At 59.4% G+C, this 17,112-nt stretch carries 13 protein-coding genes; 7 read left to right on the top strand and 6 right to left on the bottom strand.

Going from position 1 to position 17,112, the window contains the following annotated elements; all coding sequences use genetic code 11:
* Nucleotides 1–31: 31 nt before the first annotated feature.
* Nucleotides 32–1,213 (bottom strand): cation diffusion facilitator family transporter, encoded by a 1,182-nt coding sequence (locus AB5767_RS03230; protein WP_368131345.1) that lies wholly within the window; start codon nt 1,211–1,213, stop codon nt 32–34.
* Nucleotides 1,214–1,473: 260 nt separating this feature from the next.
* Here AB5767_RS03230 and AB5767_RS03225 point away from each other — a divergent pair, with 260 nt between their 5' ends.
* A complete protein-coding gene (locus AB5767_RS03225; protein WP_368131346.1) occupies nt 1,474–2,811 on the top strand; it encodes a TFIIB-type zinc ribbon-containing protein in 1,338 nt (445 codons plus the stop codon).
* Between the two features lie 358 nt (nt 2,812–3,169).
* Here AB5767_RS03225 and AB5767_RS03220 read toward each other — a convergent pair whose 3' ends face one another.
* From AB5767_RS03220 to AB5767_RS03200, 5 genes are all read right to left on the bottom strand, one after another.
* Complete coding sequence (locus AB5767_RS03220) at nt 3,170–3,958, bottom strand: ADP-ribosylglycohydrolase family protein (RefSeq protein WP_368131347.1); 789 nt, start codon at nt 3,956–3,958, stop codon at nt 3,170–3,172.
* A gap of 63 nt (nt 3,959–4,021) precedes the next feature.
* A complete protein-coding gene (locus AB5767_RS03215; protein WP_368131348.1) occupies nt 4,022–5,077 on the bottom strand; it encodes a PDDEXK nuclease domain-containing protein in 1,056 nt (351 codons plus the stop codon).
* A 523-nt stretch (nt 5,078–5,600) separates the two neighbouring features.
* Entirely contained in the window at nt 5,601–8,066 is a 2,466-nt protein-coding gene (locus AB5767_RS03210) for a phosphatidylinositol-specific phospholipase C (RefSeq protein WP_368131349.1), read from the bottom strand.
* A 305-nt stretch (nt 8,067–8,371) separates the two neighbouring features.
* Nucleotides 8,372–8,965, bottom strand: coding sequence for a hypothetical protein (locus tag AB5767_RS03205; RefSeq protein ID WP_368131350.1), 594 nt, complete (start codon nt 8,963–8,965; stop codon nt 8,372–8,374).
* A 226-nt stretch (nt 8,966–9,191) separates the two neighbouring features.
* The gene (locus tag AB5767_RS03200; RefSeq protein WP_368131351.1) at nt 9,192–9,800 is read right to left on the bottom strand and encodes a hypothetical protein; all 609 of its coding nucleotides are present in this window, start codon (nt 9,798–9,800) and stop codon (nt 9,192–9,194) included.
* A 363-nt stretch (nt 9,801–10,163) separates the two neighbouring features.
* On the opposite strand from AB5767_RS03200, the gene AB5767_RS03195 reads away from it, so the two are divergent.
* From AB5767_RS03195 to AB5767_RS03170, 6 genes are all read left to right on the top strand, one after another.
* Nucleotides 10,164–11,003: a zinc-ribbon domain-containing protein gene (locus AB5767_RS03195; RefSeq protein WP_368131352.1), complete on the top strand. Its 840-nt coding sequence runs from the start codon at nt 10,164–10,166 to the stop codon at nt 11,001–11,003.
* A gap of 185 nt (nt 11,004–11,188) precedes the next feature.
* Nucleotides 11,189–11,821, top strand: a complete 633-nt coding sequence (locus AB5767_RS03190; protein ID WP_349090028.1) for a cyclodeaminase/cyclohydrolase family protein — start codon at nt 11,189–11,191, stop codon at nt 11,819–11,821.
* Between the two features lie 2 nt (nt 11,822–11,823).
* Nucleotides 11,824–12,678, top strand: a complete 855-nt coding sequence (locus AB5767_RS03185) for a bifunctional 5,10-methylenetetrahydrofolate dehydrogenase/5,10-methenyltetrahydrofolate cyclohydrolase (protein ID WP_368131353.1) — start codon at nt 11,824–11,826, stop codon at nt 12,676–12,678.
* A gap of 366 nt (nt 12,679–13,044) precedes the next feature.
* A complete protein-coding gene (locus AB5767_RS03180) occupies nt 13,045–14,568 on the top strand; it encodes a C69 family dipeptidase (protein WP_368131354.1) in 1,524 nt (507 codons plus the stop codon).
* A 148-nt stretch (nt 14,569–14,716) separates the two neighbouring features.
* Nucleotides 14,717–15,133, top strand: coding sequence for a hypothetical protein (locus AB5767_RS03175; RefSeq protein WP_368136997.1), 417 nt, complete (start codon nt 14,717–14,719; stop codon nt 15,131–15,133).
* Between the two features lie 8 nt (nt 15,134–15,141).
* Nucleotides 15,142–16,905 (top strand): ABC1 kinase family protein, encoded by a 1,764-nt coding sequence (locus AB5767_RS03170; protein WP_368132627.1) that lies wholly within the window; start codon nt 15,142–15,144, stop codon nt 16,903–16,905.
* Nucleotides 16,906–17,112: the final 207 nt, after the last annotated feature.

The following is a 17,112-nucleotide window of genomic DNA, read 5'->3' as shown; positions in this document are numbered from 1 at the left end:
TCGGCGGTCCTGCATCCCGTTTTGCTGTCGATTACAGCTGCTCGGCCGGACGGTCGGGCGAGCTGAAGCCCGAGTCAAATGTGACGACGCACGAGGCATCGGGCCGGCGTTCGTGCACGATGCGCGTGACGAGCTCCAGCAGCTCCTCGTCGGATATGTCAAAGCCGTCGGGGCGCACCAGGTCAAATGACACAAAGCCGTCGTGCTCGTGCAGGTCGTGGATGGAGAGCGCGGGATCTATCTGCATGACGCCGCGCTTGACCCAGCCGCGCAGGTCGTCGCCGGTGGTGGCGATGGGGTCGCAGTGCAGCGTGATGTCGATGCCCATCTGATGCTTGATGTCGTGTTCGATGGTGTCCAGGATCTCGTGATGTTCAAACGCATCACCCTCGCCGGGCATTTCCACGTGTGCGCTGGCAAACTGACGGCCGGGGCCGTAGTCGTGCACCATCAGGTCGTGCGTGCCTAGGACCTGCGGATACGACATGATCTTGTCGCGGATTGCCTGGACGAGCTTGGGGTCGGGCGCTTGTCCCAACAGCGGGCTGATGGCGTCGCGCACCAGGCCCATGCCGCTGATGCAGATAAAGATGCCCACGCCCAGGCCTGCCCAGCCATCGAGGTCAAAGCCGGTCGTCTGCGAAATAAGCGCTGCCGCTAAGACCGAGCCTGAGGTGATGACGTCGTTTTTGGAATCCTGCGCCGTGGCGATAAGCGTCTCGGAATCGATGCGGTTGCCCAGCGTGCGATTGAACGCCGCCATCCAAAACTTGACGAGCATGGACAGGACAAGGGCTGCCATGGAGAGCGCCGAATACGCGGTGGGGGAGGGCTTGATGATTTTGGTGACCGACTCCAGGATCAGGTTGATGCCGACGGCGCAAACGAGAACGGCGACAAACAGGCCGGCGAGGTACTCGTAGCGGCCGTGACCATAGGGGTGCCCCTCGTCGGCCGGGCGGCTGGCAAGGCGGAATCCGAGCAGGCTCACGATGTTGCTCGAGGCGTCGGAAAGGTTGTTGAAGGCATCGGCGATAAGCGAGACGGAGCCTGCGAGCAGACCAGCTATGCCCTTGGCCAGGCACAGCGTGATGTTGAGCCCGATGCAGATGAGGCTTGCGGCAAAACCCGCGTTGGTGCGGCAGGAGACATCGACCGGCTCGCTTTCGCTGCCGGGAACAAGCGTATGTACCAGCCGATTTACAAATAGCATAACGATCGTCCTCACAGTCATGTTTAAGGGGATAGTGTAGCTCGCGCAGACGCAACGTGTACCGATGCTCAGAAAATGCAGCAATGGTCTGCCGGCGCTAACGGGCGCGAGGCGGAGGGGGCGACTGCCCACGCGTCTTCGAGTTCACTGCGCTTTCCCGTCCGACCGAGTGCTCCATTTTGGGCCACATGGGTATGGGCACGCGTCGATTTGCTCGACATACTTAATGTCGATAGCCCCGTGCAAAGGAGGACGTTTCCATGGACGAGATGTTTGCCATTAAATGCCAAAACTGCGGCGGCCCCATGTATTCGCACCAGGCAAAGCGCAGCTTTGAGTGCGCCTATTGCGAAACGGTTATTCCGTGGCAAGCGGACGCCGGGGAGCCCAAGAGCGCCCTGGGTATCCGTCATGCGCCGTTGACGGTGGTTGACGGGCTGCTTAAGCTCACCCATGTGTCGCAGCTCGAGCGCCCAGAGGACCCCGACTGGTATTTCTTCAATTCACACTGGCGCAATCAGTCGGTTCTGGAGCATCTGCTGTGGGAGGACCGCGGAACGGCGCAGGAGTTCCAAGAAGCCACGCACGTGAGCATCCCGTGCCCCTTCTGCGGCGCGTCCTTTGAGGGCGAGTCCACTCAGCGCGTGTTTGAGTGCCCGTCCTGCGGCAACAAGATTGGCGTGGCCGACCTGCTCAAACCCGGTACGTTTAGCAAGCGACTGACTATGGGCGTTGGCGCGGAGTATGTACCCGAGCAGGGCATTCCTTGCGAGATTTCGCCGCAGCAGGCACGTGCCAACGCGCTGCAGCTGGTGCGTCAGTACCCGGAGGCCTTTGCCGGCCACGACGTGGAAGACGCGATCCAAAACGACATGATGCTCTTCTATTTCCCCATGGCGCTGGCGGACCTGCGCATGATGGCGTCCTTCCCGGGCAAGGGCCTGAGCAAGGAGACCCTGGTGTACTACGAGGTGCTCGACTGGGCATATCCCAGGGCCAACTACCTGGATGTTCGCCTTATGGGTATTTTGGAGCCGTGGGACTTTGGCAAGGTTGGGCCGTTCGATCCCGCTATGCAGGAAGGTGACTTCCGCGTCGTTTCCGTCGATGCGTCCACCAAGGACCAGGTGGTTATTGATAAGCTGGCGCTCGACGTTGCCGGCAACGATGCCGAGGCGGTGCTGGGGCTCAATAAAAAGAGCATCCGCACCTGGGCGCGCAAGGCTCGCAAGCACAAGGACGGCCTGGTGATGGTACCGGTCTACTTTGTCGATCGCCCGGCGTCGGATAGCCGCGACGGCGAGCAGGTGCGCATCGCCGTGAACGGCCAGACGGGTCGCGCGGCCGCGGTAGTGTTTAGCGACAAACGCGAGACGCATGTGGTGGCACCGCTCAATCCCAACGTGATGCTGTCGAGCGAAAGCACCGTGCACGCCACACCCATCGAGGTCAAATACGTTAAATCGCCGTTCCTATACCAGATCGTGCGCCGTGGAGGCGGCGAACAGCCGCGGCAGGTTGCAGCCGCAGCCGAGGGTTCCTACCGAGAGGAGAAGCCCAAACGCAAGGGCCTGTTCGGCGCGATCTTTGGGAAGTAGGGGAACGGTACGGGACAGTGCGCAGTAGTGCGAGCTGTCCGTCGTGGTAGATCTAAATAAACGGTGGGGCGGCTACAAAAGAGCCGCCCCACTGGGTAGAATGAGATTGTGCCGCGGAACCCGCTCCTCAGCTAGTCACACTTCGGAAGCGCGGGCAACGCAGGTATTATCGTCTAAAGGGCCGGCTGCAACCGGCCCTTTTCTGCGGCAGCGGGGAGTCGAATACCAACACGGTGTACGGCCCCACGGTACTTTGCTCTGTGACGAACGGACCCATGACTGCGCATTCTGTAATCATCATTTATGCGGTCCCTTAATCATTTGCGTTGACTGACACTGTCTTCGTTGAAGGCGTGTCCTAAAACAGGCACTGCTCAATCAGCTCTTTACCGCGCAGGGTGTCGATCCATTCCTGAGGAATAGCATTGAAGCCGTATTTTGCTCCGGCGAGGGCGCCTGCGACGGCAGCGGTGGTGTCGGTGTCGTCGCCCAGGTTGACGGCGGCAAGCACGCAAGCTTCGTAGCTGTTGGTGTTGACGAAGCACCAGGTGGCTGCTTTAAGCGTGTCGCGCACAAAGCCACCAGACCTGATTTCCTGCTCTGGCACGCCTTTCAAATGAAGTGCCCACGAGGGAGGCGTGCCGTTCATCACGCCCTTCATCAGCTCGACAAATATGACGCATGCGTCGGTCGACGTTCTGTGGGCGTGCGTGATCGCGGAGACCTCACCGATCTCCTCGTCTGTCGCATCGGTGAACGCCAGGGGCGCGATGCGCATGAGCGAACCGTTGCCGTTGTCGCGCTCGCCGGAGCCTCCTTTGCCGGTGTGCAGGGCGCGGGCGGTCGTGCCGCCGTAATCGAAAACGCCGTCAATCGTATACTCGCCGCGGGCAATCCAGCCTACGAACTTGTCGCGCATGTCCGCGGTGTCGATATGCCCGAGCTCCCTAATCGAGTCACAGGTAGCAAGTGTCATAGATGTGTCGTCGCTCCAGGTGCCGGCGGGCTGCCCATGCGTGCCGTAGCCGATCATGTCGGTGCATTCGAACGTGCCGCGGGGCCTGAACTCGTAGGGAACGCCCAGCGCGTCGCCGACGGCAAGCCCGTAAATGCAGTCGCGTAGCGTTGTTTTCGGTCTGTCTGTCATGGAATGCTCCTCCTATGCCAGGGGAAGTGGAGCGTCGTCGGGGGTATCGGTCACAACGTGCTGCTACCCTTGCGCTTCGCCATTAGTCGCTTCGTTGATGGCGCGGTACTCGGCGCTCAGCTCGCGCGCCAGCTCTTCCTTGCTTGGAAGATACGGCAGGTATTTGGCGGCAAACACTTGGTCGTTGTCTTCGGGCAGCGTGTACTCGACGATCGAATCGCTTTTGTCCGCGCAGAGCACGATGCCTATGGGCGGATTGTCGCCTTCGTTCATGAGCTCGCGCGTGTAGTAGTTCACATACATTTGCATTTGGCCCAGATCCTGATGCGTAAGGTCATCGGTCTTAAGGTCGATGAGCACGAAGCAGCGCATCAGATAGTTGTAAAACACAAGGTCAATATAGAAATGGCGTCCATCAAAGGTGATGCGCTTTTGGCGCGCCTCGAAAGCGAAACCACGGCCAAGCTCCAGCAGGAACTTCTGAAGATGCGTGATGAGCGCCTGCTCTAGATCGCTCTCGCGAAACGCAGCATCGTCCGAGAAACCTAAAAACTCCAGTACATATGGGTCGCGGATGATATCCTCGGGGCGACGAGCCGGGGCGCTCTTTTGGATTTCCTGGGTGACGGCCTCCTTGTCCTTGCTGGCAAGTAGGCGCTCGCGGAACATGGTGTTGATCTGGCGCTCGAGTTGGCGCGTGCTCCAGCGAGAGTCGGCGCATTCGTTCATGTACCAAATGCGAGCTTCGGGGTCGGGAATGCGAGATAGCCTGCGATAATGTGTCCAGTTCAATTCGTGACGCAGTGCGTCACGAATTGGGAATGCTAAATAAAACTGCCGCATGTAGCGGAGGTTTGAGGTATCAAAGCCTTTGCCGAAATCTGTGGTAAGCCTGGTCGCGAGTCCTTTAAGCAGCGCCTCTCCATACCTGGCGCGCTCTTCTCCGCCCTGTTCATCAACAATGCTCTTGCCGATCTCCCAATATGCCTCAACCATCGCAAAGTTAACGGCGGCATATGCCTTGTCGCGAGCAGCGTTGAGAATCGAGGAAACCTGCTTATAAAAACCTTCGGGCACGATTGCCGATTCTCCGCGGTTTGCCAGTTCGCCCATCACCATCGCCCACTTTCCTCCTGTGGAATGCATCTTTATCGCATTTAGTTTAAAGCCTCGCGCGGACACGAATTGCTGTGCTGTCTGGCACCTTCGCATGGGAGCCCTGCGGTGACTAAAATGTGGCCATAGAGGCAGTTTTAGCGAACCCCGCGGGAGCGACACGCATGGATAACAACACTTTGCTGTTCCAGGACAAAGGTTCGGGCAGGTTTAAAGACGTCAAGATCTAGCCTAACCGTATCGAGGTGCTCAAGAAGGGCACGTTTGGTGGCAAGCACACCGAGATCGTTTACCTTAAGGACATCACGGGGGTCAACAGGATCAAGGGCCGCGACGTTTTTCTGCGCAATCGACTGTTAACCGCTTGCGTCTTTAGCCCGAGCAGTCGTGCGAAGGCCCAGGAGTTTGTTAACGCGTTGAACATGGTGATGTAGCCGATAACGGCGTACGGGCCAAGGTGAAAATCGGGGCGCAGAACGGTATTCTACGCCCCGATTGAGTTGATGCGCCCAAAAGACTGGCTTGCCTATTCGCTAGCACCTTCGTTGTCTTCGCGGTCATTGGCAAGCATTGCTGCGCCGGCAACCGTTGTTGCCACGGCGGCAGCGGCGAGCCCGGCGGCGATGCCAGAGCCGTCGCCCGTGTCGGCGAGCTTTCCGCCCGAGCCCTTGCCCTTGTTGCCCTTACCGTTCTTATCAGCGCTGCCCGCGTTGGCGCCAGTGCCGGTGCCGGCGCCGCCTGCACCGTCCGAGGCCGCTACGGTAAAGCTTGCGGCTCCGTCGCTGGCAAGCGTGTAGTTCTGCGCCGCGTCGCCCAAAAGCCCATTCGCACGCACCCAGTACGTTCCCGCGGTAAATGCCTCGCCCTCGGCCATTTCCGTGCCCGGAGCGCCGTTTGCATCGTGCATAAACTCGAGCTGGGCGGTGCAAGCATCGCCTTCGAGCTTGCCCTCGAGCGGCGCCGCGATCTTTGCGCGCACGTCCTCGCCGGCCTTAAGGCCCTCGAGCCCTTCAAAGTGGGGCGTCAGTGCGCGCGGGTCGATATCGATGGGCACGGAACCCTGCAGTTCCGTAACGGTCTCGTTGCCCAAAGCGTCGACATCCACGTATTCGATGGCAAACGTGTTGCCCGAAGCCGTCACGCTGAGTACGTTGCTGCTGTCGACAAGGCGGAAACGACCCTCGCCAACGGTCTTTCCATCCTGGAGTGAGGCATCGCTCAACGAGTCGCCGTATGTCATGCGTATACGGGTCGGGAGGTAGTACGAAACGGTCTGCTTGTGCTTCGCATCGTAATTGCGCTGGTAGATGCTTCGGGCCAGTGCCGCATCAACAAAGTCGGACGCAATGATGCCAATGTGCTTGAGGCAGTCCTCCTTTGTGCTCTCATTTCCGGTGCTGTTTATATACTGGCTCTTGTATAGATGCTCGTTGACCACTCGTGCTGCGGTAAAAGGATTGCTTCCTTGCTTGTAGTTCGTGCAGCTGGTGTAGTTGATACACCAGCTGTGCTCCAGGACCTTTACCTTGGCCCCGTCATTGTCCTCGACGTCCACCATGATGCGGGCGAGCTTGGTTGTCTCCTGCAGCGCCATATCGACCCAGCCGATTTTGTCGGTTCCTGTGCATTCGTAATGGTCCTGGGCGTATACCTTGGTGCAATAGGGCTCTTCGTCACCCGTTTTCCCCACGGCTTCAAAGCCCCGCTCGTCTCGAACGAGACACATAGAGGTGCTGTCGGTGTGTGCTGCGATTTTGTCGTCCCATTGGGTGAGGTCGAGGCCCCATGTGTGGCTGCTTACGCTGTTGCCGGCGAGCCCAAACCGACGCAGCAGGACGATCTTTCCGCGCACCTCGCCCAGCGTGGGGATGCGGCTCGATGTGTAGAACAGGTCGGGGTTCTCATCAAAAACCTTGCCCAAGGCCGTCGTGAGGCTTTCGTCGGTAGCCTCGCCATTGCCCCGCGACACGAGCATGATGAGCGCTTCTGTCGGGTTTTCGCTCAAAAACGTATTGAAGTACCCGATGACATCGGAGAGATGCATAAAGTTCCCGTCTTTTTTGAGCAGGTAACAAGCTCCGTGGTCGATGCCGGGGTTCTCACCCTTTCCGAGTCGAATATCAAAATAGCGAACGCCTTCGAGCAGCTGCGTGGGGATGTAATCCTGCTGGCATTTTGCCTGGGAGGATTGGGGCTCGGTGTCGTTGTCCACGCTGCAGGTGCCCGAATCGTGCGTGCCCGGGATGCTCAGTTCGTCGAGGAACTTGTTGTTGTCGACGTATTTCATCCAACAGGGCCCGTCGACGTAGCTGCTATACGTGGTCCAGTCGATACTGCTAACCGTGGTATTGGTCTTGCCCATGTCGTAACCGACAAGTTCGAGCTCCCACGGAATGCTCTTCCTCTTATGGCAGATCTTGTTGTTGTCCTGGTCTTTGCCGTCCTTTTCTATGGCCAGGTAATTAATGTCTTTTTTCTTGTTTGTGCGGTCTCGGATGATATAGGTTCCGTTTGACTGGCGTTCAAACGCAAAAGCGCGGCTGGGCTTGTTGTCATACTCGCCACTCCATACGTGGATGACCTTTCCATCTTTGTCCGAGTCGCCGTCGACCGACCAAATGCTGTAGCCCGTCTTTTTATGCTCTTCGAAATTGAGTAAGGTGCGGATGGCATACCAATTTGAATTATCTGCATCGGTCTCTACGCGCTCAAGGATGAGTTTGCTGGACGTGCCGTCATTAAACAGGTGGCAGACGTTGCCGATGACGTTGCCGTCTTCGTTGACGCTTGCGGTGCGAAAATAGCCCGCGGGGCGAAGGCGAATGACGAAACTATGGAGGCTCTTCGCCGGTGTGGGCGTGTCTTCTGCAAATGCCGCGCGCACGGGAAGGCCCAGCGCCGCGGTTTCGGGCAGGCTTGCAAATGGCGACAATGCTGCGAGTCCTAGGCCCAACGTGAATGCTCGACGGCTGATGGCGTGGTGTTCGGTCATAACTTCTCCATTCGCAGAGTGCGGTTATGCGATAGTTTTGGTCACTATACTTCCCAGATGTTTAAAGACGCCGGTTTAATTGTCTGCGCGGCGCAATAAATCGGCGGGTGGACGTGTTGGGGTGTTTGTCGTGTTCGCACTGTTGCCACATTTGGGGCGGTTCCGGCGTCCGGCGTCCTCGCGTTCGTCGGCTACCGGCATAAGAAAAGGAGGGTCGGTTTACCGGCCCTCCCTTGGTACGAAGCGCTGGGATACCGTCGCTTGTTTACGCTGCGCCCGTGTTTCCCGCTGCGCTCGCCAGTCGCTTAGCGTTTAATCTCGATATCCTCGAGCTTAACGTCCATGGCCTCGGTCTTGGCCTCGGCGATGTCGTCGGCAAATTCCAGAGACTTCATCATGGTCTCGACGGCGTCCTTGTGCTCCTCCACGTTGTCGATGCTCACGTAGACGCTGCCGCCGCCTGCTTCGGTGAAGTACTCAGTCGTCACGCCGCCCGAGTGTGTATAGGAAGCGTTGCGCCAGGTCTTGCCGTTGTACTTGACGGGATCATTCTCGGTCCACTCAAAGTTGGCCTTCCATTTGGCCTCGTAGTCGAACAGCTCGTCAGCGTTCTTGTCAGAGTCGAAGACAGGGATGAAGCGATCGCTGGCGTGTTCGCTCTCGGTGAACTTAAACTGGGCCCTGTCGGCGGTATCGCCTGCGACGTCTGTGATTTCGACGCCCTCGGGGACTTCGACCTTAAACCAAATGAAGTCGGTCCTCATATCCACGGCTGGTTTTTCTGCTCCGCCGCCACCGCCACTTCCGGTAGCGCCGCCGCTGCCACCGCAGCCCACCAGGGCAACTGCGGCAAAGAGACTGATGCAGAGGGTGAGAATCGCAAAGGCCTTCTTTTTCATGGTCGTGTCCTCCTCGATCTGTAACCGCCCATGGATTACCTGCCTTTACTGTACGCGCGAGCGGCTCGTTCAGGTGGGCCATGTGTCCCATTCTGGGGGCCTGATTTGCGCCGACAAGTGGCAATATGCTCGGGCGTAAAAGAGGGAAGGGCCGGCCGATCCGATCCTCCCCTGGCTGGGCGTCCGATCATTTAATGACTGCGCATGCGATGCTGCGTGCGATCCCCTAATGCTTGATCTCGATGCTCGAAATCTCGACTTCGCGTGCCTCGGCAACTGCCTTCGTCATGTCATCGGGGAACTCGACGGAGTTGAGGAGCGCCTCGGCTTCTTTCTTATGCAGATCGAAGTTCGAGATGAGGACGTAGACGCTTCCCGGCTCAACGTCGGTAAAGAGGAGGGTTGAGACGCCGCTGTTGTCCTCGTACGTTCCGACGAGCCACGTCCTGCCGTTATACTCGACGGACCCGCCATCCTTCCACTGGAACGTATCACCTTTCTTTTCTGCCTGGTCGGCGTGGGATTCCTCTGCCGTCAGTGCTTTTTTCCAAACGGGGATAAAGCGATCGGCCGAACCGTTCTTGTCTTCGGGGAAGGTGAGCTGGACCCTGTCGGCATTCTTGCCAGCGGAGTCGCTTACGCCAACGCTTTCGGGCATCTCGACCTTAAACCAGATAAAGTCGGTCTTCTTGGCGACGGGAGCTTTTTCCTTGCCTTCGCTCTTTGAGGTGCTGCCCCCGCCTCCGCTTGATGCACTTCCGCCGCAGCCCACAAGGGCGAGTGCGGCAAAGAGGGCGATGCAAAGGGAAAGGATCGATAGGGTCTTTTTCTTCATGGCGGCGTCCTCCTTGTCTGCCGATGACATCACGGCGCCGCATGCTGTTGGGGTACTGATTGCGCTGGCGGCGGATGTCTCTGTGTACTGTGCGGCTTATGCCTCCGTTCATCGCTTGTGGCCGTTGCGTGGCCGTGCCCCAACGGGTTCCTTACTTATAGATATGCCCCAGCTTGTGCTGCCCGGGAGTCTCGAAAGGTGGGCCATATGTCCCATGTTTGCGTGTGCGGGCTTGCCGCAAGGTGGGCCTGGCGCTGGGGAAGCGTGCGGCTCGGTTGATTCTCCCAATGTTGCGCAACAGCGATGCCGGCTTAAGGTTTTAGACTTGGCTGTGACAAAAGCTAAACCACGAAAGGTCGAACGATGTTCTGTCAAAAATGCGGACAGCAAGTGCCTGATGGATCGACGTTTTGTACGCACTGTGGGGCTTCGCTGGCTGGCGGTTCCGCGCCGACGTCCGCGGGCGCTGGTCCTTCCTCTGCCCCGGGCCTGACCCAGTCGATGCCGCCGGTCGCGCCTGCGCCTCAAAAGCCCAAGAGCAAGGCGCCGGTCATTATCGCTGTGGCATGTGCTGTTGTGGTTCTCATCGGTGGCGGCACGGTGTTTGCGCTCACGATGCTTAACGGGTCCAAGAGCTCTGACACGCAGATTTCGGTGATCGATACTGGGTCTTCGGACGAGAAAGATTCTTCTGCTAAGAAGAAGGATGACAAGTCCAAGGCCAAGGAGTCTTCGTCGTCGGATGACGAGGCCGTTCCCGAGGACGAACCGGCATACTACGGCTCGGGCGATTCGGACGATTACCTAACCGACGTGTATACGTACACGAACGACATGCATCCTTATAGCATGTCGATTCCCAATCGCTTTGAGATGGAAGATACTCCCAGCAGCAGCGGCGCTAGGTATAAGGATCCGGAGACGGGTTTTGTGATCAACCTGTTTGGCTACGTCAACATTAACGACGAAACTGCACACGAGATGTTCGTCGACGTGGACACCTCGGGCAAGGCCGACCTCTATACCGCAGAGGGCGACAACTGGTACGTGGTCTCGTGGTGTGAGGACGATACGATCATTTACGAAAAGACGATCGTCACGGATTCGACGATTGCCACGGCGCATTTGGAGTACTCGACCGCGAACCGCGACATGGGGTCGAAGATTATCGATACGCTGCTGCCGACGTTCCAGGTGGATTAGGCATCCGTGCCTATAGCCGGCAATCGGAAACGCCGATAGCCAGAGCTCCTGACAGTCTTTGTCTTATGGGCTAGACTGGCTTGGACAAGATCGATGAATGGGACAACCGCTTCCTGGCGTCGTTGTCCCATTTTTTATTATGCGTGCGGCCCTTGGTGGCCGGCGCGGTGGGCGGAGGTGTTTCGATGAGCCAAGAGATGATGGATAAAACCTGTCGCGGTTTTGCCGAGGCGTTGGCTGCACGCGAGCCGGTTCCCGGCGGCGGCAGCGCCAGCGCGTTTGTGGGAGCGCTGGGTGCCTCGCTGTGCGGGATGGTTGCTCGCTATGGCGCGACGAACCCCACGCTTGCCGATCGCGCAGGCGATCTGACGCGTGCATTTGCCCAAGCGGATGAGTTAGCGCAGGAGCTTGTGGGTCTGGTCGCCGAGGATGTTCGCGCCTACGGGCAGGTGTCGGCAGCGTATGGTATTCCGCGTGAGGACCCGACGCGTGCGGCTGCAATTCAGGATGCGTTGCACGTGGCCGCCATGCCGCCATATCGGATCATGGATGCCTGCGGGCGCGCGCTGGCGCTGCTCGAGGACATGGCCGATAAGGGCTCGCGCCAGTTGCTGTCCGATGTGGCCTGCGGTGCCGTGTTCTGCCGCGCCGCCATGCAGGGCGCGAGCTTGACGCTCTTTGCGAACACCACGTCTATGAAAGACCGGGCACGCGCCGAAGAGCTCGAGGCGGCGTGCGATGAACTGTTGGATACGTGGCTGCCGCGCGCCGATGCGCTGGCGCGCCGCGCTGCTGACGCCGCAAGGAAGAGGGGATAGCCATGGCAGAACTGCTGAAGGGTGCTCCCGTTGCCCGTGCTTTGACCGAGGAGCTCGCTGCTCGCTGCGCGGCTTTGCGTGAGCGCGGTGTTGTGCCGACGCTGACCATCGTTCGCGTGGGTGAGCGCGAGGACGACCTGTCCTACGAGCGCGGCGCCCTCAAGCGCTGCGAAAAGGTCGGCATTGAGGCTCGTCGCGCTTTGCTTCCTGCCGATGCTTCACAGGATGAGCTGCTGGCGGCTATTGAGGACATCAATGCCGACCCTGCTGTTCATGGCTGCCTGCTGTTTCGCCCGCTGCCCGCTGAGCTTGACGAGGGTGCGGTTGCCGCGGCGCTCGATCCCGCCAAGGATGTTGACTCCATGACGCCGGCCTCGCTGCTTACCACGCTTTCGGGGCGAGGCGAGGGCTTTGCTCCCTGCACGGCCGAAGCCGTGTTGGCGTTGCTGGACCATTACGGCGTTGAGCTGGATGGGGCCAAGGTCGCGGTCGTCGGTCGGTCGCTGGTGATTGGCCGTCCCGTTGCCGCCATGCTTACGGCTCGCAATGCCACGGTGACGACGTGCCATACGCATACGCGCGACTTGGCTACCGAGTGTCGTTCTGCCGACATTGTTGTTGCCGCGGTTGGACGTGCGCGCACGATTGGCGTGGATGCGGTTCGCGAGGGCCAGACGATCATCGATGTTGGCATTAACTGGGACGAGGCCGCCGGAAAACTGGTTGGCGACGTGGATTTTGATGCTGCGGAGCCGGTCGTTAACGCCATCACACCCGTGCCGGGCGGCGTGGGGGCTGTGACCACGGCGATCCTCGCCAAACACGTGATCGAGGCGGCGGAGCGTGCATCGAAATAGGCGTTTTGGGCTGTTTGAGGGGTTAGCCATATACCACGTGGTCAAAAAACGCCAAATATGAGTACTGCTGCCAAGATAGTCACATATATTTTAGGTCATTTTGGCTCTCTATCGGTATTTATTATCGATAGAGAGCCAATTTTATTGGACCAATGAGGAATTACATCGTCCAGCTTTTGAACAAATGTAGATTATTGGCACCTGTGTCCAGCGAAATTGCTGCTACTAAATTGGTGACAGTACTCATATTTGGCATTTTTTGACCACAGGGGTCCCGAGGGGGTCTCGAGGGGCCGCGGTTTCGCCCTTTTTGCGCCGAAGCGATACACTGTTGCCGTTTGATTTCTTCGCTCAAGGAGGATGCGCATGCCGTGCACAACGATTTTGGTTGGTAAGAACGCGAGCTACGACGGGTCGACGCTGGTCGCCCGCAACGAGGACTCGTCCAACGGGGTGTTTGAGCCCAAGCGCATGCGCGTGGTGCATCCCGACGAGCAGCCGCGTGTCTACACGAGCGTCCTAAGCCACCTGACCGTTGAGCTGCCCGATAATCCCATGCGCTACACGAGCGTCCCCGACGTCATCCCCGGCCACGGCATTTGGGCCGAGGCCGGCTTCAACGAGCTCAATGTTGGCATGTCCGCAACCGAGACGCTCACCACCAACGAGCGCGTCCGCGGCGCCGATCCGCTCGTGGACTACGTGCCCGCCAAGGGCAACGAGGGCGAGGACGGCTACGTCCCGGCACAGCCCGGCGGCTTGGGCGAGGAGGATATGGTGACCCTGGTGCTGCCGTACGCCAAGTCTGCCCGCGACGGCGTGCGCATCCTGGGCGAGCTGCTCGAGCGCTACGGTACCTACGAGAACAACGGCATCGCCTTTAGTGACGTGGACGAGATCTGGTGGCTCGAGACCATCGGCGGCCACCACTGGATCGCCAAGCGTGTGCCCGATGACGCCTATGTGACCATGCCTAACCAGCTGGGCATTGACAGCTTTGACCTGGACGACGCCGAGGGCGCTCAGGTCGACCACATGTGTTCCGCCGACCTGCGCTCCTGGATGGCCGAGTGGCATCTGGACCTGACGCTGGGCGTTAAGGGCGACGGTCCCGCTGCGGTCTTTAACCCGCGCGAGGCCTTTGGCTCGCACAGCGACAGCGACCACGTCTACAACACGCCGCGCGCCTGGTACATGCAGCGCTGCCTCAACCCCAGCGATGTGTGGGACGGTCCCGATGCCGACTACACGCCCGAGAGCGACGATATCCCCTGGAGCCGCGTGCCCGAGCGCAAGGTGACCATCGAGGACATCAAGTACGTGCTTTCGAGCCACTACCAGGGCACGGAGTACGACTGCTACGGCAGCAAGGGCACGCCCGCCACGCGCGGCGCCTATCGTCCCATCGGCATCAACCGCAACAGCCAGCTCGCCGTGCTGCAGCTGCGTCCCTATGCGCAGCCTGCGTATCGCGCCGTGCAGTGGATGGCGTTTGGCTCCAACTCGTTTAACGCGCTCGTGCCGCTGTACGCCAATGTCGAGACCATGCCCGAGTACTATGCCGACACGCAGGCTCGCGTGACGTCCGAGAATTTCTATTGGGCAAATCGCCTGATCGGCGCGCTGGCTGACGTTCGCTTCCATGAGTGCGGCCGCGCCGTCGAGGATTATCAGGAGAAGGTCGGCGGCATGGGCCACAAGCAGATTCACGACGTTGACGCTGTCGTAGCCGCGATGCCCGAGGCCGAGGTGCCCGCTGAGCTCGCCCGCGCCAATGAGGCCTTTGCCGAGCTCGTACGCGTGGAGACCGATGCTCTGTTGGGCAAGGTGCTCTACACCACGAGCTGTGCCATGAAGAACTCCTTCGCGATGAACGATAACGTAAGGTAGAGTCGAACTTGCAACGAGCGAGCGGGGCAAACGCCGTCAAAGGCTTTGCCCCGCTCGATTCCTATCTTGGCGGTAAAACGATTTTGTGTCGTTCGCCCAATCTTGGGTACAAGAAAGCCAATGCAGTTGTTCATGATTGGAGCCAACCATGGTTATGAAACTCGATCAGCTTGTTAACGGTGCCATTAACGTGGGCTTCGGCGCTGCCGCCGTTGCCGTTGAGGGCGGCAAGAAGGTCCTCGACGACCTCGGTACCAAGGGCGAGCAGGTCCGCAAGGACGCAGGCGCCCCTGATATCGCCCGCAGTGTATCCGACATGTTCGAGCAGGCCGGTGGCACCATCTCCGACCTGACCGACCGCCTGGGCATGCAGGGCGAGACTGCGGCGCAGCGCGTGCTCGACGAGCTCATCCTGGCCCGCGTCCGCGTTATGACCGCCCCCGAGCGCACGGCCTTCCTGGCCCACGTGCGCGACATCGTCGATTCGGTCGAGGATAACGTGACCTCGGTGCCCGTCGAGTCCGTTGAGCCCGACGATGCAGAGGACACCGAAGAGGCCGAGTAACAGCGCAGATGGCAGATTCCACTACCGATTACAACAATCTAGATCCCTTGGGTGACGAGACGGCGGTTGTCGATGAGGTTGAGGCCGCCGTCTCGGGCGCTCGCAAGAAACCGCGCGCTGTCGATATGGTCCCTGAGGAGCCCGACGCGATGGCGCCGGACGAGGAGTATCAGCTCACGCCGGCAGGTCGCCGCGAACGCATCGGTCAGATCGTTCGCCTGATCAAAAAGTACCGCGTGTGGGATAACCTCACGCCGGTACGCCTGCGCCGCCTGCTCGAAGAGCTCGGCCCCATGTTCGTCAAGATGGGGCAGATTCTGGCCAACCGCTCCGAGATCTTGCCGCAGCGGTTTTGCGACGAGCTGCGCCGCCTGCGCTCCGACGTAGAGCCGGTGCCGTATGAGGTGGTGCTCCGTTGTCTAGAAGAGGAATACGGCCAGCGCCTGGGGCAGATGTTCGACGCGATCGATCCCAACCCGCTCGGCAGCGCGTCGCTCGCGCAGGTACACCGTGCCCGTCTGGTGACCGGCGAGGACGTGGCCGTTAAGGTGCAGCGCCCCGGCGCGCAGCAGGTTATGGCGCAGGACATCGACATCATTCGCTCGGTGGTGCGCATCGTTTCTAAGTTTGTCAACACCGATCAGTTTGTGGACCTGCATGGCGTGGTCGAAGAGCTGTGGACCTCGTTTCGCGAGGAGACCAACTTTTTGGCCGAGGCCAAAAACCTCAACGATTTCTATGACTTCCACAAAAGCGTGCACGGCGTGTCGTGCCCCAAATCCTATCTGGAGCTTTGCACCGAGCACGTGGTGGTCATGGACTACATCGACGGTATTTCCATCGCCGATCCCGAGCGCCTGGTGGCCGAGGGCTATGACCTGGAAAAGATCGGCTCGGCGATTGTCGAGGACTACTCGACGCAGGTGCTCGACGACGGCTTTTTCCATGCCGACCCGCATGCGGGAAACATCATCCTCAAGGACGGCATTGTCTACTTTATCGACCTGGGCATGGTCGGGCGCATGTCGAGTCACGACCGCGGTATCGTCAAGGACATGATTTTCGCCGTGGCCGAAGGCGATGTGCCCAAGCTCAAGGACTCGCTCATGCGCTTTGCCGTGACGCGCGGCGACTCGGCCGAGCTCGACCATTCGGCCTTTTTGTCCGACTTGGACTTTATCGTCGCCGACTTTGCGGGTCTCGACCTTAAGGATCTTGATATCGGTGAGTTTTTGACCTCGCTGCTAAACCTGGCGCGCAAAAACGATGTTGAGCTGCCGAGCGTGGTGACGATGTTCGCCCGCGGCATGGTGACGCTCGAGGGCTTGCTGACCGAGTACATGCCCAACGTCAACATGATCCAGATCATCCAGACGCACATCAAAAACGAAAAGAGCACCTATGCGCGCGTCCGCGAAATGGGGCGCGATCTTGCCGCGAGTAGCTATCGCGCGGCAAAAGGCTCGCTCGAGGCGGCAGAGTATCTGGGCTTGGCGTCGCGTATGCTCACGCGCGGTCAGCTTAAGGTAAACACGCAGATCATGAGCAGCGATAAGGCGCTGCGGCAGCTGGGTGGAATTATCGACCGCATGTCGATGGCAATTGTGGTCGCCGGTCTGTTTATCGGTTCGTCGGTGGTGTGCTACGCGCGCATCGAGCCGGTTGTGTTCGGTATCCCGGTCATTGGCTTTATGGGCTACGTGAGCGCGCTGGTGCTGGCACTGATGCTGGGCCGCGAGATCTGGCGCAACAGTCACGGCGGCAAGCGGTAACGATTTCCCGGGGCCGGGGGAACGGGTAATTTTGCCTCGCGTCGCGCCGGCGTGGGCTGGTTCGAACAAAACTATGCCGGTTTACGGAGCTGGAGTGCCGAACCTCGACCATGCCGGAATCCGTGCTTTTAAAACCGACGCTCCTATAAGTTGTCAAGAGGCAGTTTGCGGGAGAGCTCCCTTCAATTCGCACAGGAGCTCGTAATA

This window comes from Collinsella aerofaciens (assembly GCF_040926265.1).
Classification (GTDB): Bacteria; Actinomycetota; Coriobacteriia; order Coriobacteriales; family Coriobacteriaceae; genus Collinsella; species Collinsella aerofaciens_BB.
Note: the sequence above shows the minus strand (reverse complement) of the source record. Positions and strands in the feature narration are given on the sequence as shown.

Bases quoted from the DNA above. Each gene is read 5' to 3' on its own strand.
- AB5767_RS03230 (WP_368131345.1), bottom strand. From the start codon at position 1,213: ATGCTATTTGTAAATCGGCTGGTACATACGCTTGTTCCCGGCAGCGAA.
- AB5767_RS03225 (WP_368131346.1), top strand. From the start codon at position 1,474: ATGGACGAGATGTTTGCCATTAAATGCCAAAACTGCGGCGGCCCCATG.
- AB5767_RS03220 (WP_368131347.1), bottom strand. From the start codon at position 3,958: ATGACAGACAGACCGAAAACAACGCTACGCGACTGCATTTACGGGCTT.
- AB5767_RS03215 (WP_368131348.1), bottom strand. From the start codon at position 5,077: ATGGTGATGGGCGAACTGGCAAACCGCGGAGAATCGGCAATCGTGCCC.
- AB5767_RS03210 (WP_368131349.1), bottom strand. From the start codon at position 8,066: ATGACCGAACACCACGCCATCAGCCGTCGAGCATTCACGTTGGGCCTA.
- AB5767_RS03205 (WP_368131350.1), bottom strand. From the start codon at position 8,965: ATGAAAAAGAAGGCCTTTGCGATTCTCACCCTCTGCATCAGTCTCTTT.
- AB5767_RS03200 (WP_368131351.1), bottom strand. From the start codon at position 9,800: ATGAAGAAAAAGACCCTATCGATCCTTTCCCTTTGCATCGCCCTCTTT.
- AB5767_RS03195 (WP_368131352.1), top strand. From the start codon at position 10,164: ATGTTCTGTCAAAAATGCGGACAGCAAGTGCCTGATGGATCGACGTTT.
- AB5767_RS03190 (WP_349090028.1), top strand. From the start codon at position 11,189: ATGAGCCAAGAGATGATGGATAAAACCTGTCGCGGTTTTGCCGAGGCG.
- AB5767_RS03185 (WP_368131353.1), top strand. From the start codon at position 11,824: ATGGCAGAACTGCTGAAGGGTGCTCCCGTTGCCCGTGCTTTGACCGAG.
- AB5767_RS03180 (WP_368131354.1), top strand. From the start codon at position 13,045: ATGCCGTGCACAACGATTTTGGTTGGTAAGAACGCGAGCTACGACGGG.
- AB5767_RS03175 (WP_368136997.1), top strand. From the start codon at position 14,717: ATGGTTATGAAACTCGATCAGCTTGTTAACGGTGCCATTAACGTGGGC.
- AB5767_RS03170 (WP_368132627.1), top strand. From the start codon at position 15,142: ATGGCAGATTCCACTACCGATTACAACAATCTAGATCCCTTGGGTGAC.